This is a genomic window from Methylocystis sp. IM3 (assembly GCF_038070105.1).
Classification (GTDB): Bacteria; Pseudomonadota; Alphaproteobacteria; order Rhizobiales; family Beijerinckiaceae; genus Methylocystis.
In genome coordinates, this window is the sequence record NZ_JBBPBZ010000002.1 from 2,575,259 (window position 1) to 2,592,446 (window position 17,188).

Below are 17,188 nucleotides of genomic sequence, written 5' to 3' on the forward strand. Positions count from 1 at the left end.
TTTTGATGAAAGCTTCTGCGATGAAAAAGACTCTGCTGCTGTGCCTCTTCGCGGCCCTTTCATTCGCCCCGCCCTCGCGCGCCGAAGCGCCGCCGGTCTTTGATCGCGTCCAGCGCGCCGATGGCGCGCGCATCGCGCCGGATCGCTTCCTGCGGGCCTATGATCCGATCACTATTTTCTTTCCCGGCGACGTCGGACCGAAAGCGGGCGGCCCCGAAGACGCGCCGGCGAAATATGCGACGATCACGCCGCAGCCGGCAGGCGACTGGCGCTGGATCGGCCCGCGCGCCTTGCAATTCCGCCCGGCCGAACCGTGGAAGCCCCTCGAGCGCGTGAGCGTCAAAAGCGCAACGGACGAGCGTCGGCTCGTGACGCTGCTGCCGACGCCCTCCTCCACCAATCCGGCGGCCGACGCCGACCCGGCGCAAGACCTCACGCAGATCGCGCTGACTTTCGCGCAACCTGTCGACGCGGCGGCGCTTGCACGTCTCGTCACGGTCGAACTGCGCCCGGCGCCCGGCGTCTCGTCGCAGGGCGGACAGATTCTCAGCCCTTCGGCTTACGACATTCGCCCGCTCGAACGCGGCGCGCGGGGCGACGAACAAACTTACGTTCTGCGCCTGCGCGACAGCATCGCCGACGGGCGCGTCGTCATTTTACGCCTGAAGCTTTCCGACGAACCGGGCCTCGACGACGAGACCTATGAATTGCGCATCCGCACCGCCCTGCCCTTCGCCGTGACGGAGGCGAGTTGCGGACGCGGTTGGGACGATACGCATCAGGGCGGCGTGCTGCGCTGCGCGGCCAATGGGTTCTCCCCGGCGCCCGAGAGCGGCGCGGAAGAAGGCGGCGACGCGGCGTCGACCTATGCCGCGACGAATAAGCGCCGCCTCTCCCTCGCCTTCAACGCGCGACCCGAGACGCTCGACATTCTGCGGGCGCGCGAAGCCTTGCGCATCACGCCGCCCGTCGACGACATGGCTGTCGAAAATGACGGCGATCGTCTCAGGATCGCCGGCAAATTCCTCTCCGACACGGTCTATGAAGTCCGTATCGCGCCCGGTTCGATCAAGGACGATCGCGGCCGTCCGCTCGCCGAGACATTCTCGCAGCGTTTCGCCTTCACGCGCGACATTCCCGCCTTGCAATGGGACGCGGGCTACGGCCTCGTCGAGCGTTACGGCGCGCAGCTTCTCCCGCTGCGCGGACGCGGCTACGACCGCGCCGACATTCGCATCCACGCCATCGACCCGCTCGCGCGCGATTTCTGGCCCTTCCCGCAGCAGGGCGTCGAAACCAGCGACGGCGAGGCGCCGCCCTTGCCGGGCAATGAACCCGCCCGCTGGAGCGAGAGCGGCAATATCGAGGCCGAAGCGATCAAGGCGCGCATCAAATTGCTGGGGTCGCCGGCCGTCTCGCGCCTCGTCGATCTGCCGATCAAACGCAATGGCGCCGACGCGAAATTCGGCGTGGATCTGAAAGAGGACTTCGCGCGCGTGAGTGGGCGCGACCAGCCGGGAACCTATCTCGTCGGCCTGCGCCCGGTCGATCAGGAGAAGCGCAAATGGCTGCGCGTGCAGGTTACGGATCTCTCTCTTTCCGCCATCGAAGAGCCGACGCGCGTGCGCTTCGCCTTGACCTCGCTTGCGACGGCGCAGCCTGTTGGCGGCGCGCAGATCCGCGTCGAGGGCGTGAAGGACGACAAATTCGTCACGCTCGCGACCGGAACGACGGATGAAAGCGGCTTCTTTTCGTGGTCGCCAATCAAGCGCGGCGACGGCGAATTGCGCCGCGTCGTCGTCAGCAAGGGCCTCGATACGCTCGTCATCGACCCGGACAGCGCGCCGTCCGAATATGCGCGGGAGCTCTGGTCGAAGCCGGAGGCCCCGTGGCTCTCCTGGGTTTCCGAGAGCGATACGCCGCGCGAAGAAAAGGCGCGCACGCTTTGCCACGTCTTCTCCGAGCGGCCGATCTACCGGCCTGAGGAGCCAGCCCATATCAAGGGCTTTGTGAGAAGCTACAGGGGCGGCGCGCTCAGTCTCACGAAAACCGGCGGCGCGCTCGTCGTCACAGGGCCGAACAATCAGGAATGGCGCATCCCCGTGAAGCTCGACGCGGCGGGCGGCTTCTATCACAAATTCGACGCACAGACGCCCGCGACCGGCGACTACTCGGTGAAATTCGAGCCCGACGCGCCGAAGGCGAAGAAAGCCGAAAAGACCGACGGCGCCGAACCGTCCGAGGGCGAAGGCGCTGAAGCCGCGCAGGATACGTCCTGCGGGCAATTCACCTTCAAGAAGGAAGCCTATCGCCTGCCGACCTTCGAGGTCGTGCTCAATGCGCCGCAGACGGTCGCGCTCGACGGGACCTTCGACGTCGATCTGCTCGCCCGCTACTTTGCAGGCGGGCTCGCGGCGGATCGTCCGGTGAAATGGCGCGCGGCGCAGTTTCCCCATGTCTTCACGCCGCCGAACCGCGAGGGCTTCCTCTTCTCGACCGACGCGCGCTTCTCCGGCGACGGCAAGTTCAAATCGACGGCCGTTCTCGAGCGCGACCAGCGCACCGACGCCGGCGGCGCCGCGCGCATGACCTTCGACGCCACGGTGGAGCCGACCGCCCAGCCGCGCCGCTATTCCATCGAGGCGACCGTGACCGGCGACGACGGGATCGAAGTGCGCAATGTGCAGAATGTCATCGCTCTGCCCCCCTTCGTGCTCGGCGTGAAGACGCCGCGCTATGTCGAGCGGCCCGGCGCCGTCACGCCCGAAATCATCGCCGTGGACGGCAAGGGCGAGACCATCGCCGGCCTCGACATGACGCTGCGCCTCATCAAGCGGAACTGGATTTCTACGCTTCAGGCGAGCGACTTCGCGCAGGGCGCCGCGAAATATGTCACGCAGACGCAGGACGAGACCATCTTCGAGCAGAAGATCACGAGCGCCAGAGAGGCGCAGAAGATCGCCCTCGAAGCCAAAAGCGCCGGCGTCTATCTCGTGCAGCTCGAAGCCTATGACCGTCTCAAGCGCCGCCAGCAGGTGAGCGTCGACTTTTTCGTCGGCGGCGATACGCCCGTCACTTTCGCCCGCCCGCCCGCGGCTTCCGCGACCATCACGACGGACAAGGAGAAATATGCGCCGGGCGAGACGGCGACGCTCGTCATTCAGTCGCCCTTCCAGAAGGCCCGCGCCCTTGCGATCGTCGAGCAGCCGAACGGCGTCTATGACTACAGCTTCGTCGACATCGCCAACGGTTTCGGCCGCTTTCCGCTGACCGTTAAGAAGGAGCAGCTTCCGAAGCTCGCCGTTCACTTCCTCATCATGCGCGGGCGGTTGGAAAACAGCGCCCCGCAGCCTTCGGCCAATTTCGATCAGGGCAAGCCCGTCACCATCGCCGCGACGAAATGGATCGAGGTGACGCCCGTCAAGAACATCGTCAACGTGAAACTGGAGCATCCCGCCAAGGCGCGCCCCGGCCAGGAGGTGGAAGTCACGCTGCGTCTCGCGGACGACATGGGCAAGCCGCTTGCGGGGGACGCGACATTCTGGCTCGTCGATCAGGCGGTGCTGTCGCTCGCGAAAGAGCGTCCGCTCGATCCGCTGCCCGATTTCATCGTGGCGCGCGAGACGAAAATGGCGGCGCGCGACACGCGCAACATGGCCTTCGGCGTCATCCCGCTCGAAGAGATCGCCGGCGGCGACGGCGAGCTTCAGGAATGGGGCGCGGAAAACAACATCTCCGTGCGCAAGAATTTCACGCCCGTGCCGATCTATCTGCCGAGCGTGAAAGTCGGCGCCGATGGCGTCGCCAAGATCAAATTCACGTTGCCCGACACGCTCACGGTCTTCAAGCTGCGCGCCAAGGCGGTGAGCGGGCCGGATCGCTTCGGCGCCGCGGGCGGGGAAATGCTCATCCGTCAGGAACTGGTGGCGCAGCCCGCCTTGCCGCGCTTCATCCGCCCCGGCGATGCCTTCGACATCGGCCTCGTCGCGCGCATCGTCGAGGGGCCGGGCGGCGCCGGCAAGGCGTCGATTGCGGCGCCTGCACTGAAACTCGCGGGCGAGGCCGCCCGCAAAATCGACTGGGCGCAGAACCGCCCCGTGCGCGTCGATCTGCGCGCCGAGGCGCCGACCGCGCTGGAGGAGAGTGCGAAACTCGGTTTCCGCATCGAGCGCGACGCCGATCACGCCCGCGACGCGGTGGAGATCGATCTTCCCGTCAAGCCCGACCGCGCGCCTGTGACGCGTTACGAGATCGTCGAGATCGCCCCCGGCGAGACGAAGACGCTTGCCGCCGTCGGCGCGCCGATGCGCGCGAAGACCTTCTCGCGCGATGTCGTCGTGGCGGCCGATCCCGCGATCGTGAAGCTCGTCGCGGGGCTCACCATGCTCGTCGATTACCCCTATGGCTGCACGGAGCAGCGGCTCGCGCTCTCGCGCGCCGCCCTTGCGCTGAAAGGCTTCTCGCCCATCCTCTCCGCCGCCGGGCTTCAGGATCGCGTTTCGTCGAGCGTGCGCAGCACCGCGCAGCAGATCGAGCAATCGATTGACGGCGACGGCCTCGTCGCCTTCTGGCCGCGCGCGCGGGGCAATGTCCTGCTCACCGCCTGGGCCTACGCCTTTCTCGCGCAGGCCGAGCGCGCCGGCGAACCGATCGACGCGACATTGCGCGACCGCCTCGCCAATATCCTGCGCCTGTCGCTGCGCTCGGATTACCCGCGCCTCCTCGGCGGCGAAGAGATGCGCGAGCGCGCGGCGGCGCTCGCCGCGCTCGCGGAAGGCGGCAAGCTCGACGAGTCCTACGTCGCCGAATTCTCGCGGCGCGCGGACTTTCTCCCCAATGAGAGCGTCGCCGAACTGGCGGCGGCGGCGGCGCGGCTGCCGGACATCGACCAGCGCATTCTCGCTTCGCTCATGGAGACGATGTGGGGCCGCGTGAAATTCGCGAACCGCAACGGCAAGCAGGTCTATGCGGGACAGGCGGGCGAAAGCGCCTCCGAGCTGATCCTGCCCTCTGAGACGCGCAACCTCGCCGAAATGCTGCGCGCGGCCGCGCGCGCCGCGCCCGCCGACCCGCGCGCGCCCGTGTTGCGTGACGCGCTGCTGCGGCTCGGCGACGGCGACGGCTGGGGCACGACGAACGCCAACGCCAGCGCGATCGAGGCGCTGGCCGAAGGATGGCGGCGCCCCCTGACGCCGATCGGCGTCGCCTTCGTGCAAGGCGGCGCGCCGATAACGGCGACGATCGACGCCAATAATCCGGTGGCGCGTCACGTCGTCGAGACCGACGCGCCGCTGACGCTCTCCAACACGTCCAACACGCCGCTCGTGGCGCTCGTCGAGACGCGCTACATGCCGGCGGAGCCCGGCGCGAGCGCCGAAGCCATAAGCGCCGGCTTCGTCGTCACGCGGCAGAGCTGGCGCGTGAAAAGCGGCGCGACGCCGGAGAAGCTCGACGCCGCCAGCGGCGCGATACACGTCACGCAGGGCGACGTGATCGAGGAGACGGCGGAAGTCGTGAATCCGGAAGATCGAACCTATGTGGCGATCAGCGTGCCGCTCGCGGCGGGATACGAGCCCTTGAATCCCAATATCGCCACGGCGCCCGCCGAAGCGCAGCCGTCGAGCGCGCCGACGCTGGCGCCCACATGGGTCTCCTATGGCGACGACCGCGTGCTCTTCGCCTACGACTCGCTGCCCAAGGGCAATTACCGCTTCGCCTTCCGCCTCAAGGCGCAAACGGCGGGCGCCTATACGCAACCGCCGGCGACAGTCGAGACGATGTACAAGAAGGGCCTTCTCGGCGCGAGCGCGGGCGCCCGCGTCGAGATCGCCAAGGCCCCATGAGAGGGACGTCATGAGACGCCGCGCCCTTTTCGCCTGCGCCGCCCTTGCGACGCTTTGCGGCGCAGCTCTTCTGGCGAAAGACGCGGCGGGGCGCGCCTCGCTCGACGCGCCGCCAGCAACGCCGATCGTCCATGACCGCAACGGCGTCTTTCTGACGCAGATCGGTCATGTGACGCGCGACGCGAACGGGGCGAAGCGGATCGACTATGGCTATTGGCCGCTCGAACAGATTCCGCAGCGCATGGCGCGCGCGACGCTCATTCTCGAAGACCGGCGCTTTCATGCGCATCCGGGCGTCGATCCGCGCGCGGTGCTGCGGGCGCTGTGGAACAATCTCGCGCGTCGCAAACGCATGGAAGGCGCCTCCACCATCGCGATGCAGGTCGCCCACATGCAGGCCCCTCGGCCGCGCACGCTGTTCAACAAACTGCGGGAAGCGGCGACCGGCCTCGCCCTGGTCGCCCGGAACGGACGCGACGCCACGCTTGCCCATTATCTGCGCCTCGCGCCCTATGGTCTCGGCAGCCATGGCGTCGCCCATGCGGCTCGCTTCTATTTCGACAAGCCGGTCGACGATCTCTCCTGGGCGCAGGCGGCGCTGCTCGCGGCCATTCCGCAATCTCCGGGGCGCATGAACATCACGCGCGAAAGCGGTCTGCGGCTCGCCGTGGCGCGCGCGGGTCACGCGATCGACCTCCTCGAAAAGGATGGGGCTCTCGACGCCACGCAAGCCGCGCTGGCGCGCCGCGAGCTTTCAGCCATGCTGCCCTATGAGCCGAGGCGGCGTCCCGAGTCGCTGCATCTCGCGTTGCGTTACGAACGTCTGGCGCGCGAGGGCCGCGTGCGGCCGGCGTCTCCCTACGATCCCCGCATTCGCGCGACGATCGACCTCGCGGTCGAAAGCGAAACCACGCAACTCGCGCGGCGCTATCTCTCGATCTTTCGCAACGCGGGCGCGCGGCAGGTTGCGGTGATGGTCGCCGATCGCGGCTCCAACGCCGTCGTCGCGGACGTCGGCTCCGCCGATTATCTCGACCCCCGCGCCGGCGCCTTCGACTTCACGCGCGTGATGCGCTCGCCGGGCTCGACGCTCAAGCCGTTCGTTTATGCGCTCGCCTTGGAGCGCGGCGCGCTCGCTCCTACCGATCTTCTTCAGGATATTCCGGAGGGCGCGTCCGGCGTCGCCAATGCGGACGGGCTCTATCTCGGCCCGATGACGCCGCGCCAGGCGCTCGCCAATTCGCGCAATGTGCCGGCGACGAATCTCCTGCGCCGGACGGGGCTCCTCGCCAACTTCGATTTTCTGCACGAACTCGGCCTGCACAATCTCGATGCGCCGGCCGAGAGCTTCGGCGTCTCCATGGCGATCGGCGCCCTGCCGACGCGGCTCGAAGATCTGATGCGCGCCTATGCGGCGCTCGCGGACGATGGCGTGATGCGCGAACTTTCCTTCGCCGCCGATGAGCGGAAGCCGGCGCCGCGTCGCGTGATGTCGATCGACACGGCGCGGCTCGTCACGTCCTTTCTCTCCGACCCACAGGCGCGTCTGCCTTCGTTCCCGCGTTACGGGCCGTTGGAATATCCCTTCGCCGTCGCGGTGAAGACCGGCAGCTCGCAGAGCTACCGCGACGCCTGGACGCTGGCTTTCTCGCACAAATACATCGTCGGCGTCTGGATCGGACGCGCCGACGCCAATGGCATGCACGGTCTCACGGGCGCCGGTTCCGCCGCACGCCTCGCCCATGCGGTGATGACGCGCCTGCATGGCGCAAAGCCCGGCGAAATCGCGCCCGAAGGCTTCCCACCGCCGCCGGGGCGCATCGCCGTCGATCTCTGCCGCGCCGACGCCGGAGCGGCGTGCCCGCTGGCCTTGCGCGAATGGGTGAAGCCCGACGAGATCGCCGCCGCTCCCTCCGCGCCGGCGCCGACGCCTTTCGAGCAGCAGCCGACCGCGGAGGCGGAGGCGCTCGTCATCGCCACGCCCGAACACAATATGCATGTGTGGCGCAATCCGGAGCAGCCGGCGGCGCTCAACAGGCTGGCGCTGAAACTCGCCAATGGCGCGCCCGCCTCCCAAATCGTCTGGATCGTCGACGGCGCGCCCATCGCGCTCGCGCAGGCGGATGAAACGGTCTTCTGGCCCATGACGCCGGGCGCGCATCGCATTCAAGCAAGACTGGCGCTGGCGCCTGTCGCTTCGAGGCCGATACGCGTGACGATAGAATAAGGATGGATAATTCGCGCAGAGGCTGCAACCGCAAGAGGCGGCCCCTCGGTATTCTCTTAGGGGATCAACTTACGCCTATCAGATGATAGGCATATGGCCAAAAAGGCGCCTATCCGCGGCGACGCCCGCCCGCTAAACGGTCTTTTCGGAACTCGCGCAGGAGTTCCTTGAAATCACCAGTAACGAGTCCTTGCCGCCCGACTGACGGGAAAAGTTTCGCATGGGCTTGAAGCGTTGAAGGCGGGTGGAGTGGAGCGTGGTTAGACACGACTGGACTCGGATCGACCGCGAATGGCGCAGCTCCAAGCGCGCTGTTCTGGCTTATTACGTTGGAGGCTGGCGCGAGGGCGAGTCGCCATTGGAGGCCCTCGCCCGGGCTCTGGGCGTCGCGTCCGAAGAGCTGCCGCTGGACTCGAGCAATCCGATGATCGAGCGCGACGAACTCGACCATCTATCAACCTGCCTCGGCGCAGGATGGGTCGAACTCGGCGGCCTCAACATCGAGGAGAGCGTCGCCCTGGCGGTTTCTCTGCTGAATGAGAAGCTTGCCTATGTGCCGCAGGAAGTTCGCGCCTTCTTCGACGCCCCGCACGAACTCGAACCCTCGCTTATCCGCCGTCGCCCCGAAAGGCAAGCCGTTCTCCGGCGCTTCAATTAGGAGACGCTCCCGTCAGCCGAGCCGCGGCGCGAAATAAGATTCGAGTATCTTCAGATAGACCGCCGCCAGCGCGTCGATATCCGAAACGCGGGCGTTTTCGTCGATGGCGTGGATGGTCTCATTCGTAAGGCCAAACTCCACCACCGGACATTCGCGCGTGATGAATCGGGCGTCGGACGTGCCGCCGCTCGTCGACAGTTCCGGCTCCAGCCCGGTCACGTCCCGAACCGCACGGGAGACGAGTCCGGTGAATTCGCCCGGTTGGGTGATGAAGGAGACGGCGTTGCTCGGCAGAAACTCGATCTCGACGCTCGCGGCGCCCGCCGCCTGTTTCACGATGCCGTCGATGCGTTCCCGCAGGGTCTCGAGCGTCCAGGCGTCGTTGAAACGCACATTGAACTGCGCGCGCGCCTCGGCCGGAATGACATTCACGGCCGGATTGCCGACGTCGATCGAGGACACTTCCAGATTGGTCCGATCGAAATGCGCCGTTCCGCGATCAAACTCATGCGTCGACAACGCCGCGACGATCCGCGCGATCGCCGGCACGGGATTGTCGGCGCGATGCGGATAGGCGACATGGCCTTGTTTGCCGGTGACGCGGATCTTGCCGTTGAGAGAGCCTCGGCGGCCGATCTTGATCGTGTCGCCCAGCGCCGAGACATTCGTCGGCTCGCCGACGATGGCGTGATCGAATTTTTCGCCGCGCGCCCGCGCCCAGTCGAGCATCTTCACGGTGCCGTTGATGGACGGGCCTTCCTCGTCGCCGGTGATGAGGAAGGACAGCGCGCCCTTCGGCGGCCCGTGACGTTGGATGAAATCGAGCGTCGCGGCCAGGAAGGCGCCGATCGCCCCTTTCATGTCGCTTGCGCCGCGGCCGATGATCTTGTCGTCGACAATGTCGGCGGCGAAAGGATCGTGGCTCCAGCGCGAGAGGTCGCCCGTCGGCACGACGTCGGTATGGCCCGCGAAAACCAGATGCGGCGCCCCTGAGCCGATCGTGGCGAAGAGATTATCCACATCCGGCGTGCCGGGCTCGGTAAACAACAGCCGGTGCGTCTCGAAGCCGACGCTTTTCAACGCCTGCTCCACCACATCGAGCGCGCCCGCGTCCTGAGGCGTGACCGAGGGACGGCGGATGAGATCGCGAGTAAGCGAAACGGCGCGAGACACGGACATGTGCAGAAAGCCCTCTGCTCAGGAGTTGGCGTTGTTCTTGAGCCCGAGTTCGTAAATCGTCCAGACGATCACGGCGACGAGCACAGCGTCGGCACCCCAGACCCAGAAGCGCGGCATCACCTCCGCCACGCGCGGCTGCAACCAATGCGTCGCCCCGGCGACGAGAGCGACGAAGGGCGCGAGGCCGGCGAGCGCGACGGGCGCGGCGCGGCCCATATCGCGAAACCGCTTGGCCGAGAGGTTCACATAGCTCACGGCGACGAGCAGGATCACGAAGGAATAGAGGATCACGAAGGCGTAGGCCACGGCCGTCATGGGCACGAAGAACGGGTCTTTTGCGAGGTCGTGGTCCGTATAGGGCGCGAGCGCGAGCCAGATGAGGAAGAAGGGCGCGATGACCGCCGCGAGCGCACCCGCGCCCCTGAGCCAGGTCGCGCGGTCGATGCGGCCCTGCTCGGTGCGGTAGAGAAAGCGGATGCGCTCGCCGTCGATCGCCATCAGTCCCTCAGCAGCTCGTTGATGCCCGTCTTGGAGCGCGTCTGCGCGTCGACGGTCTTCACGATGACCGCGCAATAGAGCGACGGCCCCGGCGCCCCGTCTGGGAGCGGCTTGCCGGGAAGGCTCCCCGAAACCACGACGGAATAGGGCGGCACATAGCCGACATGGATCTTGCCGGTGGCGCGGTCGACGATCTTGGTCGAGGCGCCGATGAAGACGCCCATGGAGAGGACCGAACCCTTGCCGATGACGACGCCCTCGACGACTTCCGAGCGGGCCCCGATGAAGCAGTCGTCCTCGATGATGGTGGGATTGGCCTGCAACGGCTCCAGCACGCCGCCGATGCCGACGCCGCCCGAGAGATGCACATTCTTGCCGATCTGGGCGCAGGAGCCGACCGTCACCCAGGTGTCGACCATGGTTCCGACGTCGACATAGGCGCCGAGATTGACGAAGGAGGGCATGAGAATCGCACCCGGCGCCACAAAGGCCGAGTGGCGCACGATGGCCCCCGGCACCGAGCGGAAGCCCGCCGCGGCATGTTCGGAAGCGCCCCATCCGATGAATTTCGAGGGTACCTTGTCCCACCAGGTGGCGCCGCCCGGCCCGCCGGGAATGACGGACATGTCATTCAGGCGGAAGGACAGCAACACGGCCTTTTTCAGCCACTGGTTCACCTTCCAGGACTCCGGCCCCTCCGCGCCCTCGATCTTCTCGGCGACCCTGAGCTTGCCCGAGTCGAGCAGCCGCAGCGCGCTGTCGACGGCGCGGCGGATGTCGCCCTGGGTCTCGGCATTGATGTTCGCCCGGTCTTCGAAGGCGGCGGTGATGAGGGTCTCGAGTCCCGTGTGCGGCATGAATGTCCCATTGAGAAGCGAAAAGCTGCGCCGGTTGTAGGGATACGGCGGGGGGAGTCAACCGTGCCGGCGTCCGGGCCGCAGGCTCACTTCGTCAGCTCCTCCAGGAACCCCACCAGATCATCCGTTACAAAATCAATATGCGGCTCGTCGCCGGTCGCGATTTCCCAGGCTTCCCGTTCGACCGTCCCCCCAGCCTCCGGCAGGACCAGCACGGTCGTCATCCCGCGCGCATGGGGAACGACGAGATTTCGGGGAATATCCTCGAAAAGGACGGCGCGTTTCGGGTCGACCTTCAGCCGGGAAAAGAATCTCTCATAGGCGCCTTCCTCGGGCTTGGCGATGAAGTCGGCGGCTATGATGTCGAAGACGTCTTCGAAGAGATGGTCGATCCCCAGTTGCTTCGCCGTTTCGATCGCATGGTGGCGCGAGCCATTGGTGAGAATGAGCTTGCGGCCCGGCAGCGCGGCGATCGCCTCGGCGAGCGAGTGGTTGTGCGCCAGCGAGGAGCGGTCGATGTCATGCACGAACCGCAGAAAAACCTCCGCGTCGACCGCGTGCTCGATCATGAGCCCCCGCAGAGTCGTGCCGTAGCGTTGGTAATAGTGCTTTTGCAGCGCGCGCAGCGAAATGGCGTCGAGCCCGAAAAGCCGCATCATGAAGAGGGTGATGCGCGCGTCGATCTTGGGCCAGAGGTCGGCCGTTTGCGGATAAAGCGTATTGTCGAGATCGAACACCCATGTGTCGATGTGGGAGAAGCGATCCTTGAGGGAGCCGTCCCCACCTTCGCCGTGAGGTCTGTCGATTGGGAGTTTGATCACGAAAGCCGCCTCTTCTCACGACGCTGGAAGCGATCGGCGCCCCCTCCCCCGCTTTGCGGGAGAGGGACAGGGAGGGGCACTCACCGTGTGATGAGCGTGCCGGCGCCGTGGTCCGTCAGCAACTCCACGAGCACCGCGTGAGGGAGCTTGCCGTCGAGGATGACGACGCCCTCGACGCCGCGCTCGATCGCATACATGCAGGTCTCGACCTTGGGAATCATGCCGCCGGTGATGGTGCCGTCGGCGATGAGGCCCGGAATGTCGGCGACTTTCAGCTCCTGGATGAGCTTCTTGTTCTTGTCGAGCACGCCCGGCACATCGGTCAGAAACAGCAGGCGCTTGGCCCCGAGCGCGCCGGCGATGGCGCCGGCGAAAGTGTCGGCGTTGACGTTGAAGCTCGCCCCGCCCGGCCCCTGCGCCACCGGCGCCAGCACCGGGATCAGCTCGCGGCCGAGCACCTGGTCGAGCACCGTCGTATCGACCTTGTCGGGTTCGCCCACATAGCCGAGATCGACGCCATCCGAGCGTTCGAGTTTTTTGGCCGTCACCATGCGGCCATCCTTGCCGGTCAGGCCGATGGCGCGGCCGCCCTCGGCATTGATATAGCCGACGATCTGCTTGTTGATGGCGCCGGCGAGCACCATCTCGACGATGCCCATGGTCTCGCCGTCGGTGATGCGTAGGCCGTCGGCGAAACGCGACTCGACGCCGAGGCGCTTCAGCATCGCGCCGATCTGCGGCCCGCCGCCATGCACCACGACCGGATTGACGCCCGATTGCTCCAGCAGCACCATGTCGCGTGAGAAGTCGCGCGCCACCTGATCGTCGCCCATGGCGTGGCCGCCATATTTCACCACCACTATGGCGTCGTCGTAACGCTGCATATGGGGCAGCGCCTGCATCAGAATGCGGGCCTGTTCGAGCGCGCTGTCGGCGGGGGGGGTGGTCATTTAGGCGTCCTGACGGTTGACGATGCGCGAAAGGGGGCGAAGCGACCTAGCCCCTTCGTTCCTTCATGTTCAAGCCCCCCGCTCGGCGAGAAGCTTCGCGACGGCGCCCCGCAGCGTTTCTATCCCCTCCCCCGTGTGTGAGGAAGTGAAGATGATCTCGGGAAAGGCGGCCGGGCGTTTCGAGAGGGCTTCGGCCGTCGCCGCCATGACCTCCGCGCGTGCGGCCGGCTTGAGTTCGTCGTGCTTGGTGAGGATCACCTGGTAGGACACGGCGGACTGATCGAGAAGGTCCAGCATTTCCGCGTCTACCGGCTTCACCCCGCGCCGGCCGTCGATGAGCACGAAGACGCGGGCGAGCGACGCGCGGCCGCGCAGATAGTCGCGCATCAGCACGCCCCAGCTCGCGACCTTCTCCTTGCCCACCGCCGCATAGCCATAGCCGGGCATGTCGACGAGCCGCAAACGCTCGGCCCCCGGCGAGCCGCCCAGCGCGAAGAAATTGAGCTGCTGCGTGCGCCCCGGCGTATGGGAGACGCGCGCGAGCGTCTTGCGGTTGGTCAGCGCGTTGAGGAGCGAGGATTTGCCTACGTTGGAGCGGCCGGCAAAGGCGATCTCCGGCGGGCCGAGAGGGGGCAGATCGCTCGCCTTGACGCTTGCGAAGATGAATTCGCAGGGGCCGGCGAAGAGGATGCGGCCGTCTTCGAGAAAGTCGGGCTCTTCGGTCATGTCGCTTCAAAAGAGTTGCGGCCGGGAGGTCGTCCCGGCCGCTCGAACCTTAGGCCATGCCGAAGGTCTTGCGGAGATTGTCCCACAATTCGAACTTCACGCCGGCGCGCTTCATGATGACGCCCTGCTGGATGATGGAGAGCAGATTGTTCCACGACCAGTAGATGATGAGGCCCGAGGCGAAGCCGCCCATGGTGAAGGTGAACATCACCGGCATCCAGGCGAACATGGTCTTCTGGATTTCGTCCGTCGGCTCCGGATTCATCTTCATCTGCAGCCACATCGTGACGCCCATCACCAGCGGCCAGACGCCGAGGGCGAGATAGGGTCCAAAGATCGCGACATGGGTCGGATCGAAGGGCAGCAGACCGAAGAGGTTGAAGATATTCGTCGGATCGGGCGCGGAGAGATCCCTGATCCAGCCGAAGAAGGGCGCGTGGCGCATCTCGATCGTGACCACGAGCACCTTGTAGAGCGAGAAGAACACCGGGATCTGCAACAGCACAGGCAGGCAGCCGCTCGCGGGATTGACCTTCTCCCGCTTGTAGAGCTCCATCTGCTCCATGTTGAACTTGTGCTTGTCGTCGCCGTATTTCTCTTTCAGCTCTTTGATCTTGGGCTGAATCTCCTTCATCTTGGCGATCGACTTGTAGCTCTTGTTGGCGAGCGGCAGGAAGGCGAGCTTCACGATGACCGTCACCGCCAGAATGGCGAGGCCGAAATTGCCGAGCACGCGATAGAGGAAGTCGATCAGGCGGAACATCGGCCGCGTGATGAAATAGAACCAGCCCCAGTCGATGAGCAGATCGAAGCGCTTCAGGCCCGGATTGGCCTTGTAGGCGTCGAGCGTATCGACTTCCTTGGCGCCGGCGAAGACGTAAGTCGTGGTCTCGGCCGTCGCGCCGGGCTCGACCGTCTTCGGCTCGGTGACGGTTGCGGCCTGATAGGTCTTGGTCGCGCCGCCCATGGCAACATAGCGGGCCTCGACCGGCGTATTCTGGTCGGGAGCGACCACGGCGCCCCAATATTTGTCGGTCAGACCGACCCAGCCGCCGACTCCCTTGAAGGTCTTGGTGGCCTCGGGCTCCTTCTCGATCTTGTCGTAGTTGAGTTCCTCGGCCTTGTCGCCGATCACGCCCGTAAAGCCCTCGTGCAGGATGGCGTATCCGGACGACGGCGGGCGGCCGATGCGATTGACGCGCGAATAGTTGTAGAGCGCGACGGGCTTTCCGGACTTGTTCTCGACGCTGTCCTTGACGGTGAAGAGATATTCGTCGTCGACCGCAACGACGCGCTTGAAGACGAGGCCATGGCCATTGTCCCAGGTCAGCGTCACCGGCTTGCCGGGGGCGAGCTTGTCGGAATCGGCCGTCCACAATGTTTCGGTCGTCGGCAGAGCGGGAGCGTTCTCCGTCTCGCCCGTCACGAAGCCCATTTCGGCGAAATAGGCGTTGGGCCCATATTCGGGCGAAAGCAGCGTGATGATCGGACTCGTGGGATCGACGGTCTGCCGATACTGCTTCAGAGACACGTCGTCGATGCGGGCGCCCTTCAGCGCGATCGAGCCGGCGATGGAGCGCGTGTCGATCGTAACGCGCGGGCTCAGCGCCAGAGCTTCCTCGCGCGTTCGGGCAAGGGGGCTCGCCGGCGCGGCTGCGCCAGCCTGCTCGGGCGCGCCGAGCTTGGGCGCCTTGGCCAGCTTCATCTGCTGGGTCTGCGCCTGCTTCTGCCGCTCGAACTCGGGGAAGGCGTAGAAATAATCCCACAGCCCGATGAAGACCAACGAGAGCGCTGCGGCCATGAGCATGTTCTTGGTGTTTTCGTTCATGACGCCGCAGGCCTGTCTTTCTGTTTCCGCCGTTGATTCGCGGCGTGGCGCTCGTCGAGCCGCGCGAAACCTTCGGCCATTTGTGTGACGATGTCAGCAAAGGGCGCGTCGAGCGCTCCCCGCCGGGCGACAAACACGTAATCGCGGTCGGGCCGCGCGCCAAGGCCCCCGCTGATGCGGAGCGCCTCCTTGAGACGGCGGCGGATGCGATTTCTCCCGACGGCTCCCGCGACTTTTCTGGTCACTGTGAAACCGAAGCGAGCCTCCGCCGCTGATCCGACCACTTCCTCCGTCGCGTCGCGACCCGCCATCTGGAGGGTGAAGAGACGCGCCGAAAAGCGCGCGCCGGTCTTCGACGCACGCACGAAATCTTTACGCCGGCGCAGACGCGCCAGCTTCTTGTGCAGGGTCAGCGGTTTGGCGGGGGCGTCCGTCGTCATCTGGCCGTCCGCCTTTTTCGTCATTCCGCCGAGCCGGCTCAGGCCGAGAGGCGCTTGCGGCCGCGCGCGCGACGCGCCGCGATCACGGCCCGGCCGCCGACAGTGGCCATGCGCGCGCGGAAGCCATGACGGCGCTTGCGCACGATTTTGCTGGGTTGATAGGTTCTTTTCACGAAACTTCTCCGCTGGCGATCCTTAAGGCCTTTCGGCCTCGGCCCGTCTTCCTTCCCCCGTCGAAACCTCTCGCAAAAACGCGCGCGAGGCGCCGGGCGGGCAAAACAGATGGACGCCGCCCCTCTCGGAGCGGCGCCGCGCGTGGCATATAGGAGAAACGCTCAGCGCAAGTCAATGACGCGGCCCGGCCTTTTCCGCCAATCTGCGGACAGTCGCGGACAATCCGGGGACGACCGCGCCAGGCTCGCGAACCGCCCTCACGGCGCAACGAGCGCTCCGTTGACTTTATAGCCGACCGGTCTAATAATTACCGCATGTCCATCTGCAACGCCTCCGATGACGCAAGAAAGCGCCTGCTCGACAAGGGCGTCGCGATGATGCTGGCCGGCGGCTACCACGGGACCGGCCTCGCCGACATCCTGAAAGCGGCGAATGTGCCGAAGGGCTCCTTCTATTATTACTTCGCCAGCAAGGAGGAGTTCGGCGCACAGGCGATCGAGCATTATCTGGCGCCTTTTCTCCGCCGGCTGAACGAGAGGCTGGCGGATCCGAGCCTCAATGGCCTCCAGGCGCTTGTCGCTTATTTTCGCGACCTCGCGCAGGAACTCGAGGCCAACGATTTTTCGGGCGGATGCCTGCTCGGCAATCTCATGGGCGAAATCGGCGATTCGAGTCCGGCCGCCCGCGCGGCCCTGAAGAAGGCTGTCGACCGCTATCGCGATCTCATGGCCCAGGGCCTTGCCCGAGCGCAGGCCGAGGGCGCCGTGCGCCGCGACCGCGACGCCCGCGCCATGGCCGACCTGCTCTTCGACGGCTGGCAGGGCGCCCTGCTGCGCATGAAGATCGAACGCTCCGCCGAACCGCTCAAGTCTTTCGTCGAATCGACCCTGCTCGGCGCCTGCCGCCTGGATCCGCCGCCTTCACGCCGTCCCGAAGGCGCCGGCGCCCCCCTGCCCTAATTCTTCAGGAGATCGACCAATCGGACAT

13 protein-coding genes are annotated in these 17,188 nt (G+C 66.0%); 4 read left to right on the forward strand and 9 right to left on the reverse strand.

Annotation, left to right across the window (positions count from 1 at the left end):
* Window positions 1–20 precede the first annotated feature (20 nt).
* From WOC76_RS14535 to WOC76_RS14545, 3 genes are all read left to right on the forward strand, one after another.
* Complete coding sequence (locus WOC76_RS14535) at window positions 21–5,843, forward strand: alpha-2-macroglobulin family protein (protein WP_341105890.1); 5,823 nt, start codon at window positions 21–23, stop codon at window positions 5,841–5,843.
* Between the two features lie 10 nt (window positions 5,844–5,853).
* Window positions 5,854–8,070, forward strand: coding sequence for a transglycosylase domain-containing protein (locus tag WOC76_RS14540; RefSeq protein WP_341105889.1), 2,217 nt, complete (start codon window positions 5,854–5,856; stop codon window positions 8,068–8,070).
* A gap of 256 nt (window positions 8,071–8,326) precedes the next feature.
* Window positions 8,327–8,728, forward strand: coding sequence for a hypothetical protein (locus tag WOC76_RS14545; protein WP_341105888.1), 402 nt, complete (start codon window positions 8,327–8,329; stop codon window positions 8,726–8,728).
* A 12-nt stretch (window positions 8,729–8,740) separates the two neighbouring features.
* Here WOC76_RS14545 and dapE read toward each other — a convergent pair whose 3' ends face one another.
* The 9 genes from dapE to rpmH form a co-directional block, all read right to left on the reverse strand.
* Window positions 8,741–9,907, reverse strand: a complete 1,167-nt coding sequence (gene dapE, locus WOC76_RS14550) for a succinyl-diaminopimelate desuccinylase (protein ID WP_341105887.1) — start codon at window positions 9,905–9,907, stop codon at window positions 8,741–8,743.
* Between the two features lie 18 nt (window positions 9,908–9,925).
* Entirely contained in the window at window positions 9,926–10,405 is a 480-nt protein-coding gene (locus tag WOC76_RS14555; protein ID WP_341105885.1) for a hypothetical protein, read from the reverse strand.
* Entirely contained in the window at window positions 10,405–11,262 is an 858-nt protein-coding gene (gene dapD / locus WOC76_RS14560; RefSeq protein ID WP_341108761.1) for a 2,3,4,5-tetrahydropyridine-2,6-dicarboxylate N-succinyltransferase, read from the reverse strand. Before dapD ends, WOC76_RS14555 begins: the two co-directional genes overlap by 1 nt.
* An 86-nt stretch (window positions 11,263–11,348) precedes the next feature.
* On the reverse strand, window positions 11,349–12,080 hold the full coding sequence (locus tag WOC76_RS14565) for a pyrimidine 5'-nucleotidase (protein ID WP_341108760.1): 732 nt from the start codon (window positions 12,078–12,080) through the stop codon (window positions 11,349–11,351).
* Between the two features lie 83 nt (window positions 12,081–12,163).
* Window positions 12,164–13,033 (reverse strand): acetylglutamate kinase, encoded by an 870-nt coding sequence (gene argB / locus WOC76_RS14570; protein WP_341431466.1) that lies wholly within the window; start codon window positions 13,031–13,033, stop codon window positions 12,164–12,166.
* A 69-nt stretch (window positions 13,034–13,102) separates the two neighbouring features.
* On the reverse strand, window positions 13,103–13,759 hold the full coding sequence (gene yihA, locus WOC76_RS14575; protein WP_341388821.1) for a ribosome biogenesis GTP-binding protein YihA/YsxC: 657 nt from the start codon (window positions 13,757–13,759) through the stop codon (window positions 13,103–13,105).
* A gap of 49 nt (window positions 13,760–13,808) precedes the next feature.
* Window positions 13,809–15,587, reverse strand: a complete 1,779-nt coding sequence (gene yidC, locus WOC76_RS14580; protein WP_341431467.1) for a membrane protein insertase YidC — start codon at window positions 15,585–15,587, stop codon at window positions 13,809–13,811.
* A complete protein-coding gene (gene rnpA, locus WOC76_RS14585; protein WP_341105881.1) occupies window positions 15,584–16,051 on the reverse strand; it encodes a ribonuclease P protein component in 468 nt (155 codons plus the stop codon). Before rnpA ends, yidC begins: the two co-directional genes overlap by 4 nt.
* Before the next feature lie 14 nt (window positions 16,052–16,065).
* Window positions 16,066–16,200 (reverse strand): 50S ribosomal protein L34, encoded by a 135-nt coding sequence (gene rpmH, locus WOC76_RS14590; protein ID WP_165052887.1) that lies wholly within the window; start codon window positions 16,198–16,200, stop codon window positions 16,066–16,068.
* 315 nt (window positions 16,201–16,515) lie between these two features.
* Between rpmH and WOC76_RS14595 the strand changes: the two genes are divergently transcribed.
* The gene (locus tag WOC76_RS14595; protein ID WP_341431468.1) at window positions 16,516–17,160 is read left to right on the forward strand and encodes a TetR/AcrR family transcriptional regulator; all 645 of its coding nucleotides are present in this window, start codon (window positions 16,516–16,518) and stop codon (window positions 17,158–17,160) included.
* The last annotated feature ends 28 nt before the right edge of the window (window positions 17,161–17,188 follow it).

What these genes read in the sequence shown, in the direction of transcription:
- WOC76_RS14535 (WP_341105890.1), top strand. Translation starts at nt 21, where the DNA reads ATGAAAAAGACTCTGCTGCTGTGCCTCTTCGCGGCCCTTTCATTCGCC.
- WOC76_RS14540 (WP_341105889.1), top strand. Translation starts at nt 5,854, where the DNA reads ATGAGACGCCGCGCCCTTTTCGCCTGCGCCGCCCTTGCGACGCTTTGC.
- dapE (WP_341105887.1), bottom strand. Translation starts at nt 9,907, where the DNA reads ATGTCCGTGTCTCGCGCCGTTTCGCTTACTCGCGATCTCATCCGCCGT.
- WOC76_RS14555 (WP_341105885.1), bottom strand. Translation starts at nt 10,405, where the DNA reads ATGGCGATCGACGGCGAGCGCATCCGCTTTCTCTACCGCACCGAGCAG.
- dapD (WP_341108761.1), bottom strand. Translation starts at nt 11,262, where the DNA reads ATGCCGCACACGGGACTCGAGACCCTCATCACCGCCGCCTTCGAAGAC.
- argB (WP_341431466.1), bottom strand. Translation starts at nt 13,033, where the DNA reads ATGACCACCCCCCCCGCCGACAGCGCGCTCGAACAGGCCCGCATTCTG.
- yihA (WP_341388821.1), bottom strand. Translation starts at nt 13,759, where the DNA reads ATGACCGAAGAGCCCGACTTTCTCGAAGACGGCCGCATCCTCTTCGCC.
- yidC (WP_341431467.1), bottom strand. Translation starts at nt 15,587, where the DNA reads ATGAACGAAAACACCAAGAACATGCTCATGGCCGCAGCGCTCTCGTTG.
- rnpA (WP_341105881.1), bottom strand. Translation starts at nt 16,051, where the DNA reads ATGACGAAAAAGGCGGACGGCCAGATGACGACGGACGCCCCCGCCAAA.
- WOC76_RS14595 (WP_341431468.1), top strand. Translation starts at nt 16,516, where the DNA reads ATGTCCATCTGCAACGCCTCCGATGACGCAAGAAAGCGCCTGCTCGAC.